The following is a 4,332-nucleotide window of genomic DNA, read 5'->3' on the forward strand; positions in this document are numbered from 1 at the left end:
GGTCCATCTGTAACGACCGCGTCCTGGCCGGCATTCCATCCCGGGCGGGCCCGGGGGTGGTGGGCCGTGGTCCTGCGATCGTCAGGGTATGTAACGACCCCCGGCCGGCCCCGATTCCACGCCACGAGTGCAGCCGGTCACAGGCCAGAGGACCCCAATACCGGACATCCGGTGCCGTAACACCAAGCGTGCCCGGCGCCAGACCGGCTGTTGCGAGGTTGATCGACTCCGTATCCCCGACATCGGGGCATCCCGACACCGCGACACCGCGTCGATCACCCCCGGCCAGGCCGTCGGGGGCGAGGTAGACGGTGAGCGCCATACCTCACAGGCATATTTATGACTCAGAGGTATATCGCCAACGACAACAACGACCGCCACACCGGGTGTGGCCGCGCAGGGGCCAGGGCCGAATGACGGTCGCCCGCCAGATGAGCGAGCTCGTAGGACGACCGGGCGCAGGGATCGATACGGACATCCGGGACAGCGCGGGCATCGCACGGACACTCGGGACGGGACATCCGGCCGGGAGAGGGCCCGCGAGCACGACGCACGGCCACCCGGCACGAGCCCGGCCCAACCGAACCCGACACACCCGAACCCCCGGCACAAACCCCGAACCCGATACACAAGGACGAAGCCGCACCGACAGGCTGCCCCCCGGACCGCCCGCGCCGATCCGGAGCACTGGCCCAGGCCCTAGGGTGGTCAGCGTGGCAACCCTTCTGCTTCTGCGACACGGCCGGACCACCGCGAACGCGGACGGTGGGCTGGCCGGCCGGCAGCCCGTCGAGTTGGACGAGACCGGCCGGGCCCAGGCGACCGCGGTGGGCGAGCGGTTGCGGCAGGTGCCGCTCGCGGCGGTGGTGACGAGTCCGCTGATCCGCTGCCGGCAGACCCTGGAGCTGGCGCTTCCGCAGGCCACTCCGGTGGTCGAGGAGGGGCTGATCGAGTGCGACTACGGCAGCTGGGAGGGGCAGCCGCTGAAGAAGCTCGCCAAGGAGCCGCTCTGGCCGGTGGTCCAGCAGCACCCGAGCGCCGCGGTCTTCCCGGGCGGGGAGGCGATGGCCGCGATGGCGGCGCGCGCGGTGGCGGCGGTGCGTTCGTGGGACGCCCGGGTGAGTGCCGAGCACGGGCCTGAAGCGGTCTGGCTGGCGTGCAGCCACGGTGATGTGATCAAGGCCATCGTGGCGGACGCGCTCGGCGTACACCTGGATCTTTTTCAGCGGATCGTGGCCGACCCGGCCTCGGTGACGGCGATCCGGTTCACGCCGCTGCGGCCGTTCCTGGTTCGGCTCAACGACACCGGCGGTGATCTCGCCGCCCTCGTGCCGCCGCCGCGTAAGCGGCGCCGGCGGGCGACCCGCGCGGGTGACTCGGACGCGGCCGTCGGTGGCGGGGCTGGTTCGTCACGATGACCGCCGTGACGCCCCCGCCCGCTGACCGCGCCGGCGCCCGCCGGCTGACGATGGCGTCGGCGGGCGGCCGAGGGGCCGCCACGCCCGGGTGCGGGCGCTGGTACGCCGGGCGCGCCGCCCCCGCGGCGATTCGGGTCGGTGGGGTGCGCGGCGCCCTGGCGGGCCGGATAGGGTCGTGGGTATGACCCACCAGGTGCACGCCTTCGAACCGCCGGAGCGGTTCGTCGCCGGGACCGTCGGGCCGCCGGGGGAGCGCACGTTCTTCCTCCAGGCCCGCGGCGGCGGCAGGCTGGTCAGCGTCGCGCTGGAGAAGGTCCAGGTTTCCCTGCTCGCCGAGAAGCTGGAGGAGCTGCTCACCGAGGCGCAGCGTCGCTTCGGGGTGGACCTGCCCGAGCTGGCGCCGGTGATCGGCGACAACGAGCCGCTGGACACTCCGGTCGACGAGGAGTTCCGGGTCGGGACCCTCGGGCTGGCCTTCGACGTCGACACCGCGACAGTGGTGATCGAGGCGATCGCGGCGGGCGAGGTCGAGCCCGAGGTCGAGCTGGGCGACGAGGACGACGACGAGGACGACGAGGACGACGACGAGCCGGACGAGGACCTGGACCGGCTCCGGGTCCGACTCACCCCGCAGGCGACCCGCCAGTTCATCGAGCGGGCGCGACGCGTGGTGAACGCGGGCCGGCCGCCGTGCCCGCTGTGCGGCCAGCCGTTGGATCCCGCCGGGCACCTCTGCCCGCGGCACAACGGTTACCACCGGTGACCTCGTCCGGCCTCCAGCCTCGCCAGGACGGCGACGCCGCGCTGCGGCTGCTGCGTGACGGCGTGCTCGACCTGGAGGGTCGGCTGGTCGACGCGTCGAACACGACGTTGCGCGGCATCCTGACGCTCGACGGCGCCACGGCCCGCTGCGTCTACAAGCCGGTGCGCGGGGAGCGGCCGCTGTGGGACTTTCCCGACGGCACCCTCGCCGGCCGGGAGGTGTCGGCGTACCTGCTCTCCCGGGCCACCGGCTGGGATCTGGTGCCGCCCACCGTGCTGCGCGACGGCCCGTTCGGCCCCGGCTCCTGCCAGCTGTGGATCGACGAGCCGCAGGACGCGGAGCCGCTTGTGGGTTTCCTGCCCGCCGGGGAGCTGCCGCCGCGCTGGTTCCCGATCGCCGCGGCGCGGGACGACGACGGCGCCTCGTACGCTCTCGCCCACGCCGACGACCCTCGGCTGGCCCGACTCGCGATCCTCGACGCGGTGATCAACAACGCGGACCGCAAGGGCGGCCACGTGCTGGTCGGCGACGACGACCGGATCTACGGCGTGGACCACGGGGTGTGCTTCCACGTGGAGGACAAGCTGCGCACGGTGCTCTGGGGCTGGGCCGGCAAGCAGTTGCCGCCGGACGCCGTGGAGATGCTCGACGGGCTCGCCGGGCAGCTGTCCGGGGCGCTCGGCGCGGAGCTGGCCGACCACCTGACGATCAGCGAGGTCACCGAGCTGGCCGCCCGCGTCGACAACCTGCGCGACACCTGTCGCTTCCCGCAGCCGCCGGAGGACTGGCCGGCGATCCCCTGGCCCCCCATGTGACCCCGCTGTCATCTTGATCACCCGTGCGGCGACCCGGGGTCGTCGTGGGGCTGGCTAGGCTGAGGCCATGGAGTCTTGGGCGGGACATGAGGTGCCACGGCTGCCGGGCAGGGGCGAGCCGTTGGCGTTGTACGACTCGGCGCGGCAGGCGGTCCAGCCGAGTGTGCCGACCGACGCGGGCAGCATGTACGTCTGCGGCATCACCCCGTACGACGCCACCCACCTCGGCCACGCCGCCACCATGATCACGTTCGACCTGGTGCAGCGGATGTGGCGCGACGCCGGCCGCCCGGTGCGCTACGTGCAGAACGTCACCGACATCGACGACCCGCTGCTGGAGCGGGCCGCCCGCGACGGCGAGGACTGGGTCGTCCTGGCGATGCGCGAGACGGCGCTGTTCCGGGAGGACATGGAGGCGCTGCGGATCATCCCGCCGGCGCACTACGTGGGCGCGGTCGAGTCGATCCCGGACATCGCCGACAAGGTCGAGATGCTGCTCAAGGACGGCGCCGCGTACCGCCTCGACGACGGCACCGGCGACGTCTACTTCGACATCTCCGCCACCGGCCGGTACGGCTACGAGTCCAACCTGACCCGTGAGCAGATGCTGGAGATCTTCCCAGAGCGCGGCGGCGACCCGGACCGGGCCGGCAAGCGCGACCCCCTGGACCCGCTGCTGTGGCGTGGCGCCCGCGAGGGCGAGCCGTCCTGGCCGGGCGGGGAGTTGGGCGAGGGCCGCCCCGGCTGGCACATCGAGTGCGCGGTGATCGCCCTGAATCTGCTCGGCGACCGGATCGACGTGCAGGGCGGCGGCAACGACCTGCTGTTCCCGCACCACGAGGCGTCCGCGGCGCACGCCGAGCGGTTGACCGGGCAGGCGCCGTTCGCCGAGCACTACGTGCACGCCGGGATGATCGGCCTGGACGGCGAGAAGATGTCCAAGTCCCGCGGCAACCTGGTCTTCGTGTCCCGGCTGCGCGCCGACAAGGTCGACCCGATGGCGATCCGGCTGGCGCTCATCTCCGGCCACTACCGCAGCGACCGCACCTGGACCGACGATCTGCTCAGCGCCGCGCACGAGCGCCTGGACCGCTGGCGGCGGGCCGCCGCCGCGCCCGCCGGGCCGTCCGGGGCTGAGCTGCTGGCCGAGGTACGCGAGCGCCTGGCCGACGACCTCGACACCCCCGGCGCCCTGGCCGCGGCCGACCGCTGGGCCGAGGCGACCCTGGCGGGAGCAACGGACGACCCCGAAGCGCCCGCCCTCTTCACCAGGACGGTGGACGCCCTCCTCGGCATCCGCCTCTAGCCCCTCGCCGCCCCGCGTGGCCCGCCGCCC

4 protein-coding genes are annotated in these 4,332 nt (G+C 73.3%); all 4 read left to right on the forward strand.

The window, feature by feature from the left end:
• The first annotated feature begins 704 nt into the window (after nt 1-704).
• The 4 genes from FHG89_RS23625 to mshC all read left to right on the forward strand — a co-directional run bounded on the left by FHG89_RS23625 (nt 705) and on the right by mshC (nt 4,302).
• The gene (locus FHG89_RS23625; RefSeq protein ID WP_139586605.1) at nt 705-1,418 is read left to right on the forward strand and encodes an MSMEG_4193 family putative phosphomutase; all 714 of its coding nucleotides are present in this window, start codon (nt 705-707) and stop codon (nt 1,416-1,418) included.
• 181 nt (nt 1,419-1,599) lie between these two features.
• Nucleotides 1,600-2,181: a DUF3090 domain-containing protein gene (locus FHG89_RS23630; RefSeq protein WP_030332806.1), complete on the forward strand. Its 582-nt coding sequence runs from the start codon at nt 1,600-1,602 to the stop codon at nt 2,179-2,181.
• Nucleotides 2,178-2,996, forward strand: a complete 819-nt coding sequence (locus tag FHG89_RS23635) for an SCO1664 family protein (RefSeq protein WP_139586606.1) — start codon at nt 2,178-2,180, stop codon at nt 2,994-2,996. The genes FHG89_RS23630 and FHG89_RS23635 overlap by 4 nt, the downstream gene beginning before the upstream one ends.
• Before the next feature lie 67 nt (nt 2,997-3,063).
• Complete coding sequence (gene mshC / locus FHG89_RS23640) at nt 3,064-4,302, forward strand: cysteine--1-D-myo-inosityl 2-amino-2-deoxy-alpha-D-glucopyranoside ligase (protein WP_139586607.1); 1,239 nt, start codon at nt 3,064-3,066, stop codon at nt 4,300-4,302.
• The last annotated feature ends 30 nt before the right edge of the window (nt 4,303-4,332 follow it).

It is taken from the genome of Micromonospora orduensis, assembly GCF_006228125.1.
In the GTDB taxonomy this organism is placed as follows: domain Bacteria; phylum Actinomycetota; class Actinomycetes; order Mycobacteriales; family Micromonosporaceae; genus Micromonospora; species Micromonospora orduensis.